Raw genomic sequence first — 16,671 nt, forward strand, 5'->3', positions numbered from 1 at the left:
GGATGGCAGCCGTTTTCCAGCTCCAACAGCGGAAAACGGTACGGGTGTTGCAGTGCTTGAACCTGGCAACTGTCACCCACCAGGAATACGGCCAAGGGCGTTTGAGCCCCGAACCGAAGACTTCGGCATGGAAGCGGCGCGTTCAGCTCCCTTCCTCCTGTCCCGAAGTTGTTATGCCAGGCCCAGGCCTGCTGTAAGTGCTTCAGGACGGAACGGTGGGCACCGTGATGGTGCCCAAATAAATATAGAAATGTGGAGACAACCCCCCATGCAAACCGACACAACTCGCGAGAACCCGCAAGGCTCCGTGCCGCAGGCCGCCGATTCGACTATGGATCTGTCCGCCACTGCACCTGGCCAATTGCGCGTGATCAAGCGTAACGGCACTGTCGTTCCTTACACCGATGACAAAATCACCGTCGCCATCACCAAAGCGTTTCTTGCAGTTGAAGGCGGCACCGCTGCTGCCTCGTCGCGCATCCACGACACCGTTGCCCGCCTGACCGAACAGGTCACCGCGACCTTCAAGCGTCGCATGCCGTCGGGCGGCACCATCCACATCGAAGAAATCCAGGACCAGGTCGAACTGGCCCTGATGCGTGCCGGCGAGCAGAAAGTGGCCCGCGACTACGTGATCTACCGCGATTCACGCGCCAAGGAACGCGCCGTCCGCACCCCGGCCGAAGAAGCCGCCGTGCAAGCGCACCCGTCGATCCGCATCACCCTGGCCGACGGCAGCTTCGCGCCGCTGGACCTGGGCCGCCTGAATACCATCATCACCGAGGCCTGCGAAGGCCTGGAAGAAGTCGACGGTGACCTGATCCAGCGCGAAACCCTGAAGAACCTGTACGACGGTGTGGCCCTGACCGACGTCAACACCGCCCTGGTGATGACCGCCCGTACCCTGGTTGAACGCGAGCCGAACTACTCGTTCGTGACCGCGCGCCTGCTGATGGACACCCTGCGTGCCGAAGGCCTGGGTTTCCTGGGCGTGGCCGACAGCGCCACCCACCACGAAATGGCCGACCTGTACGCCAAGGCGCTGCCTGCCTATATCGCCAAGGGTATCGAATTCGAATTGCTGAACCCGGTCCTGGCCACCTTCGACCTGGAAAAACTCGGCAAGGCGATCAACCACGAGCGCGACCAGCAGTTCACTTACCTGGGCCTGCAAACCCTGTACGACCGTTACTTCATCCACAAGGACGGGATCCGCTTCGAACTGCCGCAAGTGTTCTTCATGCGCGTGGCCATGGGCCTGGCGATCGAAGAGAAGCACAAGGAAGACCGTGCGATCGAGTTCTACAACCTGCTGTCGTCCTTCGACTACATGTCGTCCACTCCGACCCTGTTCAACGCCGGTACCCTGCGTCCACAGCTGTCGAGCTGCTACCTGACCACCGTGCCGGATGACCTGTCGGGCATCTACCACGCGATCCACGACAACGCCATGTTGTCCAAATTCGCCGGTGGCCTGGGCAACGACTGGACACCGGTGCGCGCACTGGGTTCGTACATCAAGGGCACCAACGGCAAGTCCCAGGGCGTCGTACCCTTCCTGAAAGTCGTGAACGACACCGCCGTAGCGGTTAACCAGGGTGGCAAGCGCAAAGGCGCTGTGTGTGCCTACCTGGAAACCTGGCACATGGACATTGAAGAGTTCATCGAGCTGCGCAAGAACACCGGTGATGACCGTCGTCGTACCCACGACATGAACACCGCCAACTGGATCCCTGACCTGTTCATGAAGCGCGTCTTCGATGACGGCAAGTGGACCCTGTTCTCGCCATCCGAAGTACCGGACCTGCACGACCTGACCGGCAAGGCCTTCGAAGAGCGCTACGAGTACTACGAAGCCCTCACCGAATACCCAGGCAAGGTCAAGCTGTTCAAGACCATCCAGGCCAAAGACCTGTGGCGCAAAATGCTGTCGATGCTGTTCGAAACCGGCCACCCATGGCTGACCTTCAAGGACCCGTGCAACCTGCGCAGCCCGCAGCAGCACGTGGGCGTGGTCCACAGCTCGAACCTGTGCACCGAGATCACCTTGAACACCAACAAGGACGAGATCGCCGTTTGCAACCTGGGCTCGATCAACCTGCCGAACCACATCGTCAACGGCAAGTTGGACACCGCCAAGCTGGAACGCACCGTTAACACCGCCGTACGCATGCTCGATAACGTGATCGACATCAACTACTACTCGGTGCCACAGGCGCAGAACTCCAACTTCAAGCACCGTCCGGTCGGCCTCGGCATCATGGGCTTCCAGGACGCGCTGTACCTGCAGCACATTCCCTACGGTTCGGACGCTGCGGTCGAGTTCGCCGACAAGTCCATGGAAGCGGTCAGCTACTACGCGATCCAGGCTTCCTGCGACCTGGCCGACGAGCGCGGCGCCTACGAGACGTTCCAGGGTTCGCTGTGGTCCAAGGGCATCCTGCCGCTGGATTCGCAACAGATCCTGATCGAGCAGCGCGGCCAGAAATACATCGACGTTGACCTGAACGAGTCCCTGGACTGGGCACCGGTACGTGCCCGTGTGCAGAAAGGCATCCGTAACTCCAACATCATGGCCATCGCACCGACCGCGACCATCGCCAACATCACTGGCGTATCGCAGTCGATCGAACCGACCTACCAGAACCTGTATGTGAAATCGAACCTGTCGGGCGAATTCACCGTGATCAACCCGTATCTGGTCCGCGACCTGAAAGCCCGCGACCTGTGGGACTCGGTCATGATCAACGACCTGAAGTACTACGACGGTTCCGTGCAGCAGATCGAACGCATCCCGCAGGAACTCAAAGAGCTCTACGCGACCGCCTTCGAAGTGGACACCAAGTGGATCGTCGACGCCGCCAGCCGTCGCCAGAAGTGGATCGACCAGGCTCAGTCCCTGAACCTGTACATCGCCGGCGCATCGGGCAAGAAGCTCGACGTGACCTACCGCATGGCCTGGTACCGTGGCCTGAAAACCACTTACTACCTCCGTGCCCTGGCCGCGACCAGCACCGAGAAGTCGACCATCAACACCGGTAAGCTGAACGCTGTGTCCAGCGGTAACCACGGTGATGATTCGGTGCTCGCCGCCCCGGCCGGCCCGGCGCCAGTGCCAAAGGCCTGCGCGATCGACGAGCCGGATTGCGAAGCTTGTCAATAAGCTGAGCGGTTCCCGGGCTTGAACGCCCGGAACTGAAAAAGCCCGATAGACCCCGACTGTATAGGGTTTATCGGGCTTTTTTCGTTTTCCGGCAAGGCGTTTGCCACTCCAACCTCTAGAGAAATGTGTATGCAATACCCGCTTTGGGATGACCGCCACGGGTCCCCCACATCTCCACCAGCCCGCCAATCACAGCCATTGAATGGCCGTCATAGGCCACGATCCCCAACCTGCCATTCGCGAGTTCACTGCTCGTAGAAGGCCTGTAGAGCCCCCTCAACCCCAGACGATCCAAGGCCTCATGGGCCGCCTCGCCGTTGTTCATGCTTTCCAACGCATCGGCATAGCTCCTTTTTGATTTATTGATATCGTCGTCGATACCATTACCCTCCATTTCAATGCGCTTGCCGCTCACGGCAAACATGAAAATGGCGTCGGCCAGCATCTCCGGATCGGTCCCTTTAAACTTAGACGCAAGGGCAGCCTGCCTTAACTCGTCCTTGGTTAAATGAAGCTCAAATCCATCCCGCATCTTCACGTAATAGCCATCGTCCGTTTCTTTCACCTCCTTGAAGACATCGGTGGGTTTCTGGCCAAACTGCATCATTGCAGCCTTTATCGCTGAAACGGTGACGCAATTGCCATCAGGCCCCTGGCTGAATCCACTCCAAATATCATTGGGTTTCTTGCCAGGGTTGGATCGATCCGGTCGATAGTTAAAATAATTCGCCCCACTCAAAATGGGCTTGTTGCTCATTTTCTCGCCAGACCCATATACCCTGCCGCTTGAAGGTCCACCGCCAGCCGCACCTCCTCCTACTCCTAGACCCCCAGCAAGCCTTGGACCGAGCAACGGCTGAAGAAGCTGGCGAAACTGCGGGGACTCCGAGCCCGCAGCCAGCTCGCCAAGTATGTTTTTGAATTGTTCAGCACCCAGTTCCTCGCGAAGATCGTTCAGCTTATCGCGCAAGTCCTGAGCCAATTGTTTTTTTGAGCCTTGCTCTGCGTAAAACAGCTGGTTGAGCAACTGCTTGACCGCCGACCCGCCAGCCACGGGCTGAGTGCGAGTCGATGCTCCTGAAGCGATACCGGGCACGAATGTTACGTGCCCAGCGCCTGACACGGACACTATTGAACTGCACATCTTCACCTCTCCATAGATTGATGAGCCTGCAGGCCCTAGACCAATCAGTGGCAAGGTAGGAATGGAGTGTTCCTCTCCATACATTTCAACGCGTAACCTGCCGCGTCTAGAGGTATTTTCCCACATCCACAAAAAAGCCCCTCTTACGAGGGGCTTCTTGTGGAGCACTACCGCATCAGGTCATCTGAATGATGGTCTGCATGATGGTGCTCTGGGTGGAAATGGTCTTGGCGTTCGCCTGGTAGTTGCTCTGGGCCTTGATCAGGTCCACCAGTTCGTTGGTCAGGTTGACGTTGGAGTTCTCCAGGGAGTTGGCCACGATCGAACCCAGGGTGCCGGATTGCGGGGAGTCATAACCCGGCTGGCCCGAAGCGAAGGTTTCTCTCCAGGTGGTGCCACCCGATGGCTGCAAGCCTTGCTCGTTGTTGAAGCTGGCCAGGGAGATCTGGCCGATGGCCTTGCTCTGCTGGTTGCTGAACGTGGCGAACATTACGCCATTGCCGTCGATTTTCAGGCCGGTGATCTGGCCAGTGGCGTAACCGTCGGTGGTCGGCGGGTTGCGGTAGCTGGCGGAGTTGTACTGGGTGATATTGGCCATGTTGACGGCAATGTTTGGCGCTGTAGCCTTGTTAGGCGTCCATACGCCATTGGTCACCGAGCCCGGGATCCAACCGGTGAGCGTCAGGGTCGTGCCAGACACGCCTGCAGTGGTGATATCCGTCAGTTTACCGGCACCGTCAAAGCTCAATACCGACGGCACGGGAGCAGTGGTACCCGTCGTTGTAGGCTTGGAACCATCCAGGTTACGGCCATCGATCAGCGTGTAGGCGCTCCACTTGTTGGCGTCGGTTTTCACCATGTACTGCACCATCTCGTGGGAGTTGCCCTGGGAGTCGTACAGGGTGGTGCTGTACTGGGTGGTGAAAGTGGTGGTGTCAGTCGGGTCGAACGGCTTGGTGGTCTGGTTGATCACCGGCTCCGACGAGTTCAGGTTACTGGTGGAGTCCACTTTGGTGGACGCCTTCGGTGGCAGGTACGACAGGTTCAATTGCAGGTCGGTCAAGCCGCCTTTGATGATCTTGCCGTCGTCATCCGCCGCGTAGCCCTGCAGGCGCGAGGTACCGGTGTTGTTGGTGATGTAGCCGTCTTTGTCGGCACGGAAGGCACCGCTACGGGTGTATTCCAGCGAGCCATCGCTGCCCTTCTGCACGAAGAAGCCACCGCCCTGGATCGCCATGTCCAGCACGCCGCCGCTGTTGTTGACGTCACCCTGGGTGAACTGCTGGGACACCGCTGCCAGGTTCACACCGTTGCCGATGCTGTTCTGGCCGGTGCCCAGTTTGGACGCGGCGTAGATATCCGCGAATTCCGCACGGGACGACTTGAAGCCAGTAGTCGCAACGTTGGCGATGTTGTTGCCGGTTACGTCCAGTTGTTTGTTGGCCGCATAGAGGCCGCTAAGGCCGATATTAAAAGACATGTTTCTCTCCCTCTGCCGTATTTAGCCGGCTCTATGTACCGATAGTCTGAATTTGCGACAGCTTGACGCTGCCCATGCCACCTGCAAGGTTCAGCAGCATTTCGCCGCCGGTCTTGCTCAACGTCACGCTGGTCACCGTTGCCGGCAACGAAGTCGCCATGGCCACCGATTCACCCTTGTCGTTCTTGGTCGTCGCCGCGAAGGTGTAGGTGCCGGCTGGGGCGACCTCGCCCTTGTCGTTCTTGCCATCCCAGATGAAGTCGGACGAACCCGCGCTTTGGGCACCCATATCGATAGTGCGCACCACGTTGCCGTCTTTATCGGAGATCTTGATCGAGACGTTGCCCGTCGCCGCAGTCACCGCCACCGAACCGGTCATGCTCTTGCTCGTGTCTACCAAGGCCTTGTTGGTCTGGGTAATGATCGAGCGCCCCACCAGCGACGAAGCCTGCAACGCCTGCGACGAGCTGAAGTTGCTGGAGATCGCATTGACCGAGTCGTTCAGGGTGTTGATGCCTTCCAGGCTGCTGAATTGCGCCAGCTGGGCCACGAACGCACCGTTGTCCTGAGGCGACAGCGGGTTCTGGTTTTTCAGTTGGGTCACCAGCAGTTGCAGGAACGCATCCTTGCCCAGGGACTGGCTGCCCGTCGCCGTCTTGGTAGCATCGGCGACGGTGGTGTTGTCGGTGGCGGTCTTGACCTTGGAGTTGAAAAGGTCCTGGACTGCCGTGTTGGTCGTGGTATCAACGATGGCCATTATTTGGCGCCCCTTATCACTGACCCAGGGTCAGGACCTTCTGCATCATGGTTTTGGCGGTGTTCATCATTTCCGCGTTGGTCTGGAACGAGCGGCTGGCGGAGATCATGTCTGCCATTTCCTCGACCACGTTGACGTTGGGGTAATAGACATAACCCTTTTCGTTCGCGGCAGGATGGTTCGGCTCGTAACGGGCCTCGAGGTTGCTCTGGTCTTCGACCACACCGAGGACCTGCACGCCCTGGCCGGCAGCATCCTGGTTCTGGAACAGCGAATCGCTGCCACCGCTCTGGCCACCCTGGAACATGGTGGCGAACACCGGGTGACGGGCGCGGTAGGTCTGGTCGATGCTCGAAGACACGGTCTCGGCGTTGGCGATGTTACTGGCGACGGTGTTCAAGCGCGTGGTCTGCGCGCTCATGCCACTGCCGGCAATATTGAAAACACTGGACAGGGACATGGCTTACTCTCCACGCAGGGCTGACATCAGCCCTTTGAATTTACTGTTGAGCAGGGTAAAGCTGGCCTGAAAGTTCACCGAGTTCTCGGCATAGGCCGATTGCTCCAGCTGGGCGTCGACGGTGTTCTGGTCGATCGACGGCTGCATCGGCGTGCGATACAGCAGCGACTCGTCACCACTGCTCAGGCCTTGTGCTTCGATATGACGGTTGTTGGTCATGTTCAAGGCGAAGGTGCCGTTCTTGGTCTTGTCCTGCTGTGCGGCGAGCACGGCGGAGAAATCCAGGTCCCGAGCCTTGTAGTTCGGGGTGTCGGCGTTGGCAATGTTGTTGGCCAGGACTTCGGCACGCTGGGCGCGAAAGCCCAGGGCTTGTTCGTGGATACCGAGCGCTTTATCGAAGCTGATGCTCATGGCGGAAACCTTTAGGCTGACCTGCTGTTAACAGGGTTATAGCAAGGCGCATGCCAATATCTGATACCCCCGTAAATCAAGGGGTTGCGAGGAGCTTGCCGGCGGCAATGCCAGAAAAGCGGCAACGGGTTTCCGCGTGGCGCCAGTAAAGCGGCAATGGGGAGTTGCCGCTTTCTTCAACTTTTTTGCCGCAGAAACAAATGTGGGAGGAGGCTTGCCCCCGATAGCGGCTGATCAGTTGATGTCTCTATCACTGATACACCGCTATCGGGAGCCAGCCCGCTCCCACATTATTATCTGGCCTGATTATTTGGCCTGGTAGATGATCCCAGGGCTGCATTGCACCATCTGGAAGTGATCCGGCAAACCATTGAGCGCCTCGGATGCACCGAGAAACAGGTAGCCGCCACGCTTGAGGGTGCCGTGGATGCGCAACAGGATGTCTTTCTTCACCTCGGCCGAGAAGTAGATCAGCACGTTGCGGCAGAACACCATGTCGAACTTGCCCAGGCTGGCGTAGCTGTCGAGCAGGTTGAACGAGCGAAACTCCACACGGTTCTTGATCGGCGCCTTGACCGCCCAACGCCCTGCCCCTTTCGGGTCGAAGTAACGTTGCAGGCGTTCCTGGGACAAGCCACGGCCCAGGGCCAGGCTGTCATACTCGCCGGTCTTGCAATTGGTGAGCATGGTGCCGGACAGGTCGGTGGCGACGATCTGCGCCCCGGCTTTAAGCTGGCCCATGTTGGTCCGCTCAAACTCATCGATGGACATCGAAATCGAGTACGGTTCCTGACCCGAAGAGCAGGCGGCCGACCAGATACGCAGGCGCTGGCCCGGGCTGGCCTTGATGGCCTCCGGCAGCACTTTGCTCTTGAGCACTTCAAAGGGGTAGGTATCGCGAAACCACAGGGTTTCGTTGGTGGTCATGGCATCGACCACCATCTCCTTCAGGCCACTGCGCGGCTGCCCCTGGATCCGCTGAACCAACTCGCCCAGGGACTTGATGCCCTGCTGCTCCATCAGTTTGTTAAGACGGCTGGATACCAGGTATTGCTTGTTTTCACCGAGCAATATGCCACAGGCTTTTTCCAGGAAGACCCGGAACTGTTCAAAATCCAAATTACCCGTAGACACTGATACCGCCTCTAAAATCGTATGACCGCCAGGGGAAAACCCTAGCCGTGATCTGCTGCCTTGATCCGGTCGACTACCCGGGATGCCAGGTCATCAGGGCGGAATTTGGCAAGGAAGTCATCGGCACCGACTTTCTTGACCATCGCCTGATTGAATACGCCCGACAACGAAGTATGCAGGATGATATGCAGTTTTTGCATGCGTGGATCGCTGCGTATCTCAGCAGTGAGGGTATAGCCGTCCATTTCCGGCATCTCGATGTCAGAGATCATCATCAAGAATTCTTCTTCCGGCTTCTTGCCTTCATCCACCAGCTTGCGCAGGTAATCCAACGCCTGGCGCCCGTCATTGAGGGCGACAACGTCCACGCCGACGGTTTGCAGGCAACGAGTCACCTGTTTACGCGCCACCGAGGAGTCATCCACCGTCAGCACACGCAGCGAGACCGCCTTGTGGGCCGTTTCGGCGTCGACCACTCCCACGGAAATCGATTCCGAGGTGGGCGCCACTTCGGCGAGGATCTTCTCCACGTCGATGATCTCCACCAACTGGTTATCGACCCGCGTCACCGCCGTGAGGTAGTGATCGCGACCGGTGCCCTTGGGCGGCGGATGGATCTCTTCCCAGTTCATGTTGACGATGCGCTCCACCGAGCGCACCAGGAAACCCTGGGTCTTGGTGTTGTACTCGGTAATGATCACGAACGGGTTCTCGCGATCCTGCAGGCCGGCCGAACCGGTGGCCAGGGCCAGGTCAAGAATCGGGATAGTCGCACCACGAATATTCGCCACACCGCACACCACCGGACTGGACTTGGGCATGATCGTCAGCTTGGGACATTGCAGCACTTCCCGCACCTTGAATACGTTGATGCCATACAACTGCTTGCCATCCAGGCGAAACAGCAGCAACTCCAGGCGATTCTGCCCTACCAGCTGTGTGCGCTGGTTTACTGAATCCATTACTCCTGCCATGCCATGACTCCTACGCTAAAACCTTTGGCTATACCTACAAGGGCGGCGCGCCCCAACACTAAAACGGCACGAGCTTTGCTATTTGTTCAATTATGGACATTACAACGACAGTTTCCCGACGCCTTCACCTGACACGGTTTTGCAGATTGCTCTGCGCACCGCTCGCGCTGCTTGCCTTCAGCCTGGGCACCACGGCCCGTGCAGAGAACGTCACCTTGCCTGATCTACTTATCGGCGTCACCCAAGGCTTTCTTGAGTTCACTGTAGAAGATTATCTGGCAACCACACAGACGCCGGGGCGTTATGAAATCCAGGTCAACCAGTTGGACCCGCGCCTGCGCATGCCGATGTGCGACAAGGAATTGACAGCAACCCTGGAAAGTCCCGCCCAACCCATCGGGCGCGTAACGGTCAAGGTACGCTGCGAAGGCGCCTCGCCCTGGACCGTGTTCGTACCGGCCCAGGTCAAATTGTTCCGTGATGTGGTGGTGGTTGCCCGCCCACTGAAGCGCACGGGCATCATCGATTTCGAGGACGTCGTACTGCGTGAGCGCGACATCAGCCAGATCAGCCAGGGCTACCTGACATCCCTGGACCAGGCCATCGGGCAGAGATTGACCCGACCAGTGGTCACCGATCAGGTGATTACCCTGGTGCACCTGGAACAGGCCGAGGTCATCCGCAAGGGCGACCAGGTGGTGATTTCCGCGAGCAGCGGCGGCTTGAATGTGAAAATGCCGGGCGAAGCGCTGTCCAACGGCGGCATGAGCGAACAGATTCGCGTCAAGAACCTCAACTCCAACCGCGTGATCAAGGCGCGGGTAACAGCCCCAGGGCAAGTCGAGGTCGCTTTATAGATTACTGGTACAGGACGCTGGGTTTTCCTACACTGTGCACGAGAAGCCCCGTGCGGAGATTTATTGTCATTCGCGCCTAAAGTTTGTCCGGGTATGGCCGAAAACATGGCAAGCGTCCAAATACCCAGAGGTTTTTTTATCATGGTCATCGATTTCAGCCGTTTGAATAACACCCCGACGACGTCAGGCACTACGCGCACCACCAGTCCCAAGGACAACGTAGAAGCCAAGGCCCCGGCGCTGCCCGCCAAGGCAGAACAGGCCAGCGCCAGCCAGAGCGGGGAATCCGTACACCTGAGCAATGAGGCTCAACAGTTGCAGAAGGTCACTGACTCGCTGCGCGACCAACCGGTAGTCAATAAAGCCCGCGTGGCCGAATTGAAACAGGCGATCGCCGATGGCAGCTATAAAGTCGACAGCAACCGTGTAGCCAGCAAGCTGCTTAACTTCGAAGCCGAGCGCTAGGCAAAGGCCTGCGCAGGGCTTTTGGACGCTTAAAACCCAAGGCCAGCCATGCATCACGACGAACATTTGCTTCAACTGATCATTGATGATCTAGCGCCGACGCAACAATTGCTCGAGCTGCTCAAAGAAGAATCACTGGCCCTCTATGGCCGGGACATGCCGCTGCTGGAAGAAATTCTGGCACGCAAGCAGTCGTTGATCGTCCTGCTGGAACAGCACGGCAAAAAACGCAGCCAGATCCTCATCAGCCTCGGCCTGCCGGCAGACCACGACGGCCTGGCGCAGTTGGCCAGCCACTCCTCGGTCGGCGATCAATTGCTGGCCCAGAGCAAAGAACTCAACCAATTGCTCGCCCAGTGCCAGGAAGCCAACCTGCTTAACGGTCAGTCGATCCAGCTTCAGCAAGCCACGACCGCCAACCAGTTGCGTATACTCCACGGCGGAGAGCCTCCGGCACTCTATAACGCCCAGGGCTCCACCTCGCGCCTGGTCAAGCCAAGCACCCGCAGCCAAGCCTGACACCGGTTTACAGCGCGCCCTATCCAAGGCGCGCCACATGCTGGCAAAATGCCGGTTCTTGCGTGTAGTCGTATTTTGTCTGGAGATGGAAGAACCGTGTTCAACGCCCTTAATGCGGAAGATGCCCCGCAGCCACCCAAGGTCCTCACCACGCCTCTGGAAATCGCCGGCACCTTGCGGATGCTGCAAGACAGCCATGATCCGCTGATCATCACTTTCCATGAACGCAGCCAGCGCTTCCAGAGCTACCTGGTGGACGTCAACCGCGACAGCAACACGCTGGCGCTGGACGAAATGATCCCCCGTGACGGCGAGCGCCACCTCGAAAACGGCGAACCCTTTCGCATCGAAGGTTTCCATGATGGCGTACGCGTCGCCTGGGAAAGCAAAGGCACCCTGACCATCAGCGAAAAAGGCGGCCACCGTATCTATACCGGCAGCCTGCCGGACGAGGTGGTCTATCATCAGCGCCGCAATGCCTTCCGCGCCGCGTTGAAGCTGGCGCAACTGGTGAATATCGAGCTGGGCGGCGAGAAGCTTCAGTTGCCGGTCAACGGCAAACTGCTGGATATTTCCGCCACCGGCTGCAAATTGCGTTTTGAAGGCGATATTTCCGAGCGCCTGCAACTGGGCCAGGTCTACGACCGTTTTATCGCAGCCCTGCCGTTTGGCAGCATGACCACCGCCGTCGAACTGCGATACCTGCACTTCGAAGAAAGGATCAACACGACCTTTGCCGGCGTGCGCTTCCACAACATGAGTGGTTTGGTGCAACGCCAGGTCGAGCGCTTTGTGTACCAACTGCAGCGTGAAGCACGACGGTTCGACAAAGACGACGATTTTTGATCCTTAACCATCGCAGCAAAAAAACGGGCAGACCCTTTGGGATCTGCCCGTTTTTGCTTTCAGGGGCGTGCCCTGCTCAATTCGTGAGGATGCTCGTCCGGCCCCAGGGGCTCAGGTGGGCCTTCGAAGGCGGGCTCATCCACCGGCGGCTCCGGATCGGCCTGCGGCTCGGGGTCGGGTACAGTCTGCATCTGCTCCTGCACCACCTGCTCGTCGACCCGCGGGTCCAGCGCCGCCACCAGCGGTGAACTCGACATACTGTCGGGCATTGCCACGTGATGCAGGGGGGCATCTTCCACCTGGTGCAGGTTGGTCACCGCCTTAGGACGGATTCGCCACACCAGGATCAGCGCGCACAGACTGAAAAACGCATACAGCATCTGGCTGCCGAACAGCTTCATCACCACACCCGCCAGCAACGGCCCGACGCTGGCGCCGATACCGTAGGTCACCAGCAGCATGGCCGTCAGCGATACCCGGCGATCCCCCTCCACATGGTCGTTGGAAAACGCCACCGCCAATGGATACAGGCAAAACTGCACGAGAGAACACAGGAAGCCCGCCACGAACAGCACCTCCAGCGGCACCTGGGTCATGATTGCCAACGGCAGTGCCGCCACCGCCAGGCATAAGGCGAAGCAGCGGATCAGCAGCGCGCGATCATAACGATCCGACAACCAGCCCAGGGGCCATTGCACCAGCAACCCGGCAAAAATGCAGCTACCCATGAACAGGCCCACCTGTTCGGTGCTCAACCCTTGCTGGGAGGCATACAGCGGCGCCAGGCCGTAGAACGAACCGACGATCAACCCCGCCCCCAACACCGTACTCAGCGACTGCGGCACACGCTTGATAAAGAAGCGCGGCTCCATCGGCGCAGGATGCAAGGCCGCCGGGTGAATGCGCCGGGTCATGGCCACCGGCACCAGGCACAGGGCGAAACACAGCGCCACCAGCATCAGCAGCTCAAGGCCAAGCTGGGGATGCATCACCAGTATCAACTGGCCCAATACCAGACCCAGGTAGGAGGCGATCATATAACCGCTGAACACTACGCCACGCTGCTTGGCATCGGCCTGCTCATTGAGCCAGCTCTCGATGACCATGTACTGGCACATCATCCCCAGGCCCACGATTATCCGCAGCACAATCCAGGCCGGCAGCCAATCGACCAGGCCATGGCCCAGCACCGCCGCACCGACAATCCCGGCACAGGTGGCATAGGCACGGATATGCCCGACCCGGGCAATCAGGCGATGCCCGATCTTGCCGCCCAGCACCAGGCCAAAGTAGTTGGCCGCCATCAGCGCGCCCACCCATAGGCTGTCGACGTGGTCGGCCGCCAGGCGCAAGGCCAGGTAGGTACTGAGCAGGCCAGAGCCAATCAGCATCATCAAGGAGGCGAAATAAAGGGCTCGAAAAGATTTCCAGATCTGGCGCATCGGCGTTCCGAGCGGCTCCTTGCGGTGAGAGACAGGGCTATCGGCATGATAGTCCGGGGTGACCGGGTCCGGACAGGCAACATGCGCTGTTTCCGGGGATTATTTTGCTTAACAGCTCAGACGCTGTCGGATGGCGCGCAAGGTACATGGTTGCGACAAATACATCACGGCACCTGCTGTGAACCTTGATCGGCGGCAAGGTTCGACCTGCGTGCAAAAAGATCGAGCACGCACAAAAAAGCCCCGCCAGGAAGTTCTGTACGGGGCTTTCTCTATGGGCTACGAATCTAGTGTCCCAGGGCCGGTTCGAACGGCCAACCTTCCCCTTAGGAGGGTCAATTTAGACCCAATGGGTACAGCCACAGGCCCAGTATTATTGGGCCTTTTAGTCCCATTGAGTCCGTGAACATCGAGCGGTATAGTGCGTTTTGCTGCCACCCTGCTGTCACGGACGAACCCTTGAAATCCAAAATCACTCAGAAGCTAATTGGCAGCCTAGCCGCCGAGGCGAAAGCATACCGCGTGCATGACACAGTGCAACCCGGCTTCTTCATTCGCGTGCTGCCCAGCGGTCACAAGTCCTACATGGTCACTTGGGGCCGAAACAAGAACGCCACCCTCGGGCGTGTCGGCGTGCTTACCCTTGACCAAGCCCGAACCGAGGCCGCCCAGTACTTAGCCGATGCGCACGCCCACGGCGAGCCCCTGGCCATCGCCCAGGGGCGCAAGGGGTCAGCCCTGCCCTCTCTGCGCGACTTTATCGACGACACCTATATGCCGTGGTTCAAAGCCCATCACAAAGGCCATGAGAAGACACAACACACCCTAAGCGATAACTTTGATCCAATCATGTCCCAGCGCCTGGACGCGATCACCGGGCGAGACCTGGAGCAGATCCGCACCGGATGGATGCAGGCCGGCAACAAGCCTTCAACGGTGAACCGCAAGATGGGTTCAATCAGCGGGGTATTCAGTCGCGCGGTTGAGTGGGAGTACATCGATACACACCCGCTGGCCAAGCTGAAACAGCTCAAAGTCGATTCGAAGGGGGTGATTCGCTACTTGGCTGCTGACGAGGCCAAGCGTCTACGCGATGCCCTGGACGCTCGGCAGGATGAAATGAGGGCCGAGCGCGAGAGTGCAAACGCCTGGCGGACGGACCGCCACAGAGAACCGATGCCAAGCCTGCTGCAACTGCCCTTCACCGATCACCTGAAGCCAATGGTGTTGGTATCGTTGAATACCGGCATGAGGCGCGGAGAGCTGTTCGACCTGGAATGGTCAGCGGTGAACTTCGACACGAAGACAATCACAGTCGCCGGGGCCACCACCAAGACAAGCGATACGCGCCACATCCCGATGAACAAGGAGACTATTGGTGTGCTGGAAGCCTGGAAGAAGCAGGTAAGCAAGTCGCCGTATGTGTTCCCAGGTCAGGGCGGCGGTCGCTTTGAGGACGTCAAAAGCGCCTGGCTCAAATTGCTTGAGCGGGCGCAGATCGACGGATTCCGCTGGCATGATATGCGGCACGACTTCGCTTCACGCCTGGTAATGGCTGGCGTACCGCTCAACACGGTACGGGATCTGCTGGGGCACGCCGACATCAAGATGACTTTGCGCTACGCACATCTGGCGCCAGGAACAAAGGCCGCTGCTGTGGAGCTGATCTAGAACGGTATGTCGTTAGGCATGAAGTCGTGGTCGTACATGGGGACCACTGTCGGTGACGATTTGTGCTTTTCGACATGAGACTGTATCAGCGCCCAGTGAGACCTGATGAGATTCAGCTCTAGCCGATCGAAATTGTTTCCGAATGAGCCGTCTGAGTACACGTCCCAAAAATAAGCACTAGATCTGATTGTCTCCCACACTCTTAACTCATCATACGTGAGGGCTTCCGGCATATTTATCGCCAGGTTGACCATTCTGACCGCTTCATCTGTAGACCAAATTTTGTCTATCGAGCTAGCCAATGTCCCGCCATCAAGATCCGTCGCCTGGTTAGCGATTGCCTGAGAGATCGACCATTCAATAACGGCGGTCAGAGAGCGCTTTTGCAGCCGACCCATGATGTCCAGAGCGAACTTGATTTTAGGATCGATCCGAATCCCAACGCTTACTGTCGTGCTCGATTCACCCGCGCGCTTACTCGTTTTAGTCGCCATACCCTTCCATCTACTCTGATGCGGCCAGCCTAACCGACCTAATTGCCACAGCTTGCGCGACACGCAAACCTCTGTCAATCCATGCAAGTACGAGACTGTTTAGCATTTGCTTGCAGTGATAGTTTTATGCGAGGTAAGCTAGCACCACACGACGCCTCTCTGGCTTCGTTTTTTGGGAGAAAACCATGGAACAAGCTCAGCAACAAATGGCGCCGCTGTCGGTGAGCGTCGAAGAATCTGCACGCATTCTGGGCATTTCGCGATCTGCTACCTATGAGCTGATCGCTCAGGGCGAAATCAAGACTTTCAAGATCGGCCGCCGGCGCTTGGCTCTGGCATCCGAATTGAAGGCATTTATCGAGCGCGCAGCAAAGGTGGGCGCACGGTGAAGTGCGGAGAGAATAAGGAGTGGGAATTGCGCAAGGCCGCGCGGGGGATTGCTAAGGCGGTGTTGGAGCACCGCCTTAGCGAAAACACACTGGATAGCACCAACGTGAGAAGCAAACTATGACACGCCATTCTTCGACTGAGCAAGACCGCAAGATGATGGAGGCCCTGCGAAACGGGCCGGTATCAACAATCGAGGCCGCAAAGGAACTGGATATTGTCCAGCCTCCAAACACCATTCGTCGACTCAGGAAAAAGGGTCACGAAATCCGCACCTACTGGACGCACCAGTCCACCGAGCCAGGCCGGCCGCCTCACCGCGTGGCCAAGTACATCCTAATGCGCGAAGCGTCGTAATCCAGAGTACGCAGAGGTCTCCGCGGTTTTGCGGCGACCTCTTGCGCCTGCCTGTGAGCTGCTGGCGGGCTTCGGCCCGTTATTTATCCAGCCGAATTACGCTGAGGTCG

The 16,671-nt window shown here is 58.4% G+C and carries 17 protein-coding genes; 8 read left to right on the forward strand and 9 right to left on the reverse strand.

Features of this window, described 5'->3' with window-relative positions:
- Positions 1-268: 268 nt before the first annotated feature.
- Positions 269-3,163: a ribonucleoside-diphosphate reductase subunit alpha gene (locus BLQ09_RS29080; RefSeq protein WP_092359498.1), complete on the forward strand. Its 2,895-nt coding sequence runs from the start codon at positions 269-271 to the stop codon at positions 3,161-3,163.
- A gap of 115 nt (positions 3,164-3,278) precedes the next feature.
- Here the strand turns inward: BLQ09_RS29080 and BLQ09_RS29085 are convergent, their stop codons facing one another.
- From BLQ09_RS29085 to BLQ09_RS29115, 7 genes are all read right to left on the reverse strand, one after another.
- Positions 3,279-4,259 carry a hypothetical protein gene (locus tag BLQ09_RS29085; RefSeq protein ID WP_256569344.1) on the reverse strand — a complete coding sequence of 327 codons (981 nt, stop codon included), beginning with the start codon at positions 4,257-4,259 and terminating at the stop codon, positions 3,279-3,281.
- Between the two features lie 223 nt (positions 4,260-4,482).
- Positions 4,483-5,787: a flagellar hook protein FlgE gene (gene flgE, locus BLQ09_RS29090; RefSeq protein ID WP_092359502.1), complete on the reverse strand. Its 1,305-nt coding sequence runs from the start codon at positions 5,785-5,787 to the stop codon at positions 4,483-4,485.
- Positions 5,788-5,818: 31 nt separating this feature from the next.
- Positions 5,819-6,544 (reverse strand): flagellar hook assembly protein FlgD, encoded by a 726-nt coding sequence (gene flgD, locus BLQ09_RS29095; protein WP_065939080.1) that lies wholly within the window; start codon positions 6,542-6,544, stop codon positions 5,819-5,821.
- Positions 6,545-6,560: 16 nt separating this feature from the next.
- A complete protein-coding gene (gene flgC / locus BLQ09_RS29100; protein WP_024076985.1) occupies positions 6,561-7,004 on the reverse strand; it encodes a flagellar basal body rod protein FlgC in 444 nt (147 codons plus the stop codon).
- Between the two features lie 3 nt (positions 7,005-7,007).
- Positions 7,008-7,415 (reverse strand): flagellar basal body rod protein FlgB, encoded by a 408-nt coding sequence (gene flgB / locus BLQ09_RS29105; protein WP_017529461.1) that lies wholly within the window; start codon positions 7,413-7,415, stop codon positions 7,008-7,010.
- A 306-nt stretch (positions 7,416-7,721) separates the two neighbouring features.
- Positions 7,722-8,549: a protein-glutamate O-methyltransferase CheR gene (gene cheR / locus BLQ09_RS29110; RefSeq protein ID WP_027607785.1), complete on the reverse strand. Its 828-nt coding sequence runs from the start codon at positions 8,547-8,549 to the stop codon at positions 7,722-7,724.
- A 41-nt stretch (positions 8,550-8,590) separates the two neighbouring features.
- Entirely contained in the window at positions 8,591-9,523 is a 933-nt protein-coding gene (locus BLQ09_RS29115) for a chemotaxis protein CheV (protein WP_027607784.1), read from the reverse strand.
- Positions 9,524-9,615: 92 nt separating this feature from the next.
- On the opposite strand from BLQ09_RS29115, the gene flgA reads away from it, so the two are divergent.
- The 4 genes from flgA to BLQ09_RS29135 all read left to right on the forward strand — a co-directional run bounded on the left by flgA (position 9,616) and on the right by BLQ09_RS29135 (position 12,210).
- Positions 9,616-10,380, forward strand: a complete 765-nt coding sequence (gene flgA / locus BLQ09_RS29120; protein ID WP_092359504.1) for a flagellar basal body P-ring formation chaperone FlgA — start codon at positions 9,616-9,618, stop codon at positions 10,378-10,380.
- Positions 10,381-10,521: 141 nt separating this feature from the next.
- The gene (gene flgM, locus BLQ09_RS29125) at positions 10,522-10,845 is read left to right on the forward strand and encodes a flagellar biosynthesis anti-sigma factor FlgM (protein WP_065939081.1); all 324 of its coding nucleotides are present in this window, start codon (positions 10,522-10,524) and stop codon (positions 10,843-10,845) included.
- 48 nt (positions 10,846-10,893) lie between these two features.
- Positions 10,894-11,364 carry a flagella synthesis protein FlgN gene (locus BLQ09_RS29130; protein ID WP_027607781.1) on the forward strand — a complete coding sequence of 157 codons (471 nt, stop codon included), beginning with the start codon at positions 10,894-10,896 and terminating at the stop codon, positions 11,362-11,364.
- A gap of 96 nt (positions 11,365-11,460) precedes the next feature.
- The gene (locus BLQ09_RS29135) at positions 11,461-12,210 is read left to right on the forward strand and encodes a flagellar brake protein (RefSeq protein WP_027607780.1); all 750 of its coding nucleotides are present in this window, start codon (positions 11,461-11,463) and stop codon (positions 12,208-12,210) included.
- A 59-nt stretch (positions 12,211-12,269) separates the two neighbouring features.
- Here the strand turns inward: BLQ09_RS29135 and BLQ09_RS29140 are convergent, their stop codons facing one another.
- A complete protein-coding gene (locus BLQ09_RS29140; protein ID WP_092359506.1) occupies positions 12,270-13,652 on the reverse strand; it encodes an MFS transporter in 1,383 nt (460 codons plus the stop codon).
- A gap of 459 nt (positions 13,653-14,111) precedes the next feature.
- On the opposite strand from BLQ09_RS29140, the gene BLQ09_RS29145 reads away from it, so the two are divergent.
- A complete protein-coding gene (locus tag BLQ09_RS29145) occupies positions 14,112-15,323 on the forward strand; it encodes a site-specific integrase (RefSeq protein ID WP_175472340.1) in 1,212 nt (403 codons plus the stop codon).
- Here BLQ09_RS29145 and BLQ09_RS29150 read toward each other — a convergent pair.
- Positions 15,320-15,817 carry a hypothetical protein gene (locus BLQ09_RS29150; RefSeq protein WP_092359511.1) on the reverse strand — a complete coding sequence of 166 codons (498 nt, stop codon included), beginning with the start codon at positions 15,815-15,817 and terminating at the stop codon, positions 15,320-15,322. The genes BLQ09_RS29145 and BLQ09_RS29150 overlap by 4 nt on opposite strands.
- Before the next feature lie 185 nt (positions 15,818-16,002).
- Between BLQ09_RS29150 and BLQ09_RS29155 the strand changes: the two genes are divergently transcribed.
- Together BLQ09_RS29155 and BLQ09_RS29160 are read left to right on the forward strand one after the other, a co-directional pair.
- The gene (locus BLQ09_RS29155) at positions 16,003-16,206 is read left to right on the forward strand and encodes a helix-turn-helix domain-containing protein (protein WP_058410861.1); all 204 of its coding nucleotides are present in this window, start codon (positions 16,003-16,005) and stop codon (positions 16,204-16,206) included.
- A 118-nt stretch (positions 16,207-16,324) separates the two neighbouring features.
- Positions 16,325-16,561, forward strand: a complete 237-nt coding sequence (locus tag BLQ09_RS29160) for a helix-turn-helix domain-containing protein (RefSeq protein ID WP_092359513.1) — start codon at positions 16,325-16,327, stop codon at positions 16,559-16,561.
- Positions 16,562-16,671: the final 110 nt, after the last annotated feature.

It is taken from the genome of Pseudomonas sp. NFACC25 (assembly GCF_900100935.1).
In the GTDB taxonomy this organism is placed as follows: domain Bacteria; phylum Pseudomonadota; class Gammaproteobacteria; order Pseudomonadales; family Pseudomonadaceae; genus Aquipseudomonas; species Aquipseudomonas marginalis.

Excerpts from the sequence above, each read along its gene's own strand:
- BLQ09_RS29140 (WP_092359506.1), bottom strand. The coding sequence starts at position 13,652 with ATGCGCCAGATCTGGAAATCTTTTCGAGCCCTTTATTTCGCCTCCTTG.
- BLQ09_RS29080 (WP_092359498.1), top strand. The coding sequence starts at position 269 with ATGCAAACCGACACAACTCGCGAGAACCCGCAAGGCTCCGTGCCGCAG.
- flgC (WP_024076985.1), bottom strand. The coding sequence starts at position 7,004 with ATGTCCCTGTCCAGTGTTTTCAATATTGCCGGCAGTGGCATGAGCGCG.
- flgD (WP_065939080.1), bottom strand. The coding sequence starts at position 6,544 with ATGGCCATCGTTGATACCACGACCAACACGGCAGTCCAGGACCTTTTC.
- flgA (WP_092359504.1), top strand. The coding sequence starts at position 9,616 with ATGGACATTACAACGACAGTTTCCCGACGCCTTCACCTGACACGGTTT.
- flgM (WP_065939081.1), top strand. The coding sequence starts at position 10,522 with ATGGTCATCGATTTCAGCCGTTTGAATAACACCCCGACGACGTCAGGC.
- flgB (WP_017529461.1), bottom strand. The coding sequence starts at position 7,415 with ATGAGCATCAGCTTCGATAAAGCGCTCGGTATCCACGAACAAGCCCTG.
- BLQ09_RS29130 (WP_027607781.1), top strand. The coding sequence starts at position 10,894 with ATGCATCACGACGAACATTTGCTTCAACTGATCATTGATGATCTAGCG.
- BLQ09_RS29155 (WP_058410861.1), top strand. The coding sequence starts at position 16,003 with ATGGAACAAGCTCAGCAACAAATGGCGCCGCTGTCGGTGAGCGTCGAA.
- flgE (WP_092359502.1), bottom strand. The coding sequence starts at position 5,787 with ATGTCTTTTAATATCGGCCTTAGCGGCCTCTATGCGGCCAACAAACAA.
- BLQ09_RS29150 (WP_092359511.1), bottom strand. The coding sequence starts at position 15,817 with ATGGCGACTAAAACGAGTAAGCGCGCGGGTGAATCGAGCACGACAGTA.
- BLQ09_RS29160 (WP_092359513.1), top strand. The coding sequence starts at position 16,325 with ATGACACGCCATTCTTCGACTGAGCAAGACCGCAAGATGATGGAGGCC.
- BLQ09_RS29115 (WP_027607784.1), bottom strand. The coding sequence starts at position 9,523 with ATGGCAGGAGTAATGGATTCAGTAAACCAGCGCACACAGCTGGTAGGG.